Source organism: Streptosporangium sp. NPDC006013 (assembly GCF_040614275.1).
Taxonomy (GTDB): Bacteria; Actinomycetota; Actinomycetes; order Streptosporangiales; family Streptosporangiaceae; genus Streptosporangium.
Genome location: NZ_JBEXUE010000820.1, coordinates 1 through 2484 on the forward strand (window position 1 = coordinate 1; position 2484 = coordinate 2484).

General features: G+C 59.8%; 2 protein-coding genes. One reads left to right on the forward strand and one right to left on the reverse strand.

Going from position 1 to position 2484, the window contains the following annotated elements; all coding sequences use genetic code 11:
* Positions 1–189, reverse strand: a 189-nt coding sequence (locus ABZ260_RS49960; protein WP_355632698.1) for a hypothetical protein, incomplete at its 3' end; no start/stop codon positions are given.
* A 374-nt stretch (positions 190–563) separates the two neighbouring features.
* Between ABZ260_RS49960 and ABZ260_RS49965 the strand changes: the two genes are divergently transcribed.
* The gene (locus ABZ260_RS49965; RefSeq protein WP_355632700.1) at positions 564–1382 is read left to right on the forward strand and encodes a phospholipase D-like domain-containing protein; all 819 of its coding nucleotides are present in this window, start codon (positions 564–566) and stop codon (positions 1380–1382) included.
* The last annotated feature ends 1102 nt before the right edge of the window (positions 1383–2484 follow it).

A 2484-nucleotide genomic window follows, 5' to 3' on the forward strand; every position in this document is an offset into this window, starting at 1 on the left:
GGGCTCCTGTTCCAACTGGACAAGCTCAAGGTGATCCAATGGTTGACCGATTCGGGTGTCATCGTCGATCCCGTCATCAGCACACAGAGGGACGCCCAGAAATGGTTCTATAGAGTCGCTGCCCCAGTAACCGACGCTTTCAGTACTCCCGAGAATCCCATCACGAAAGCGGTTCTGGGGCTCGTCCACTCGATAGCTCACCGCACTATGAAGGCTCTCGCCTCCAGATGCGGACTCAACGTCGACTCGCTCGCCGAGTTCCTATTCCCTACTAACTGCGCTTTCCTTATTTACGCCAACACGCGAAGTGAATTTACACTCGGCGGACTAGAGCACGTATATCGCTTCGATCTAGAAGACGCTTTGCGTGAGCTAGACGCAGAAAAGCGATGCGTATTCGATCCCCCTTGTCGTCGAGATTTCGGCGGAGCATGTGCCGCCTGTCTCCACATTTCAGAAGTTGCTTGCACTCGGTTCAACACCGTCCTCGACCGCAATCTCCTATTCGGCACACTCCCCCCACTTGACGGCTCAGTCCATGCCGATCACGAGGAAGTACAGCGGTGGCACGGATACTGGAGCCGCTAAGACCACTGGTCGCTCTCTACCATCAGGCCCAGAAGTCGGTCGATATCGCAGCTGCCGCGACCAACTTCGCGGCAGCTGCGGGCACCGGCGATGGGATTGTCGAGCTGATCGGTAGCGCAGTGACAGATCGACGCCTTGTCTCACCTGTGCTGATCCACGCGGGCGTTCTAGATCAGAAAGGGCAAGTTACCCACACGGCTCCTCTCCTTTTGGCTCAGGCACACGCCATGACCGTAATGGCCGTGGAGGAGAGCTGGGATCTCGTCCTGACTGTGCCCGCCTTCTTCAAAACGACTCTTGGATTGATGACGCGTGATCATGGAGGGCCTGGCCTCCCTCTCGACACTGGGACGACGATACGCGCTGTCGCCGAGCAAGCCCGGAGTCGCTTAGTAATCGCCGCGCCATATCTACACGCGTCATTCATCGAAGTGCTCGCTCCCTACGTGAAAGCGCTGCTGAAATCAGGCGGCTCTACTCTCGTGATCACACGGGGACTAGCATGCGCTTCACCTTCTCGTTCGGATTTCAACATCGATGCGGTCGCCGTGTTGCGGAAGGCAGCCGGCACCGCTAGCGAACGGCTGTCTGTCCGTTCCTGGGATGAGAGTGGGCTGGGCATCCACTTCAAGGTGGTCATGGCCGACAGCAATATCGCATATATCGGTTCGGCGAACCTCACTCCGGGGGGCACGTCCGCTCACGCCGAGGCGGGCGTGCTGCTACGGGGCACCAAGGTCAGCGACCTAGCCCGATGGCTTGAAGCTGTAGCGCAGCAGCTCACTCCGCGTTGAGTGAGGCACTCAACCGAGTTTCCCGGCGAATCCGGCATTCTTGATTCAACGTTCCTACTAGGGCTCGGCGCGATTCGTTCCCAATGACTTTCCTTAAAGAAAACGCCCATCGGGATAGCGGTTCGCCTGCGCCCTATGCCATACGGTGTGGTGGAGATCTACGATCTTCTGATCACGAAGGCGAACTCGATCTTCCGGCGAGAGTCGGTCGCCGGAGTCCTATCCCTAGCGAGCTCCAATAGGTTAGGCACCTATAACGTCGGCCATACGTGGGTGATCGCGAGGACGATATCTTGATCTCCTCGGGGAGGCGAAGCAATTGCGGCGATGCACGCCTCTGCACAGGGATGGCGAAAGTCGAAGATCTATAAAACCGTCAGCTCAGCCTACGCAGATTTAAGTCCTGCACCTGCCATACCAGCAGAAAAAGCCCTCTCACCAGTGTAAACGCGGTGCGGGGACTTTTTCATTTCTGATCTACGACTCCCCGTGATTCCCCGCCATTTCCCTTGAGATCTGACACGCCCGTGGCACGTGATCACGCTCCGGATCATGCACGAACGCGCACACTTCCTCCGCCGGATCTTCCCGTCTGCCTCGTCCCACCCCGGAGGGGCAACAGCTCGGGGACGGAGGATCAAGGCCGTCTTCGCGTGTACATCAGCCGGTAGACGTTCCTCGGCCATGGGATGCCAACGGCCACAGACGGCCTTGATCCGGAGAAGTCGAGATGTTGGGCTTGCCTGGGACGTGGCAGACGGGAAGATCCGGCTTCCACCTCAACCACCTATGGCCTTCATGATGCAACGTCGATCATCCCGGAGCCGAGTGCCCCCGCCGGAGGCATCCGGTTGATGCCGGGCGAGATTCTAGACCTGAGAGAGTGAGCAGCCGGCGCAATGCGAAGCACCCGAAGAGCCTCGAAGAGGTTGGGCCGGTCAGTCGAAGCTCTCGCCCCTGGGCGGCGGTGCGGCCCCCACTGCGGCGGGCGATGGGCGAGTGCGGCGCGCGGCCGGTGCGGCGGGCGGGTGCCTGCGCCGGCACCGCGGGGGTCAGGTAGAGGTCCTTCAGCTCCTGCAGAGTCGAGACCCGCGTGCCGACC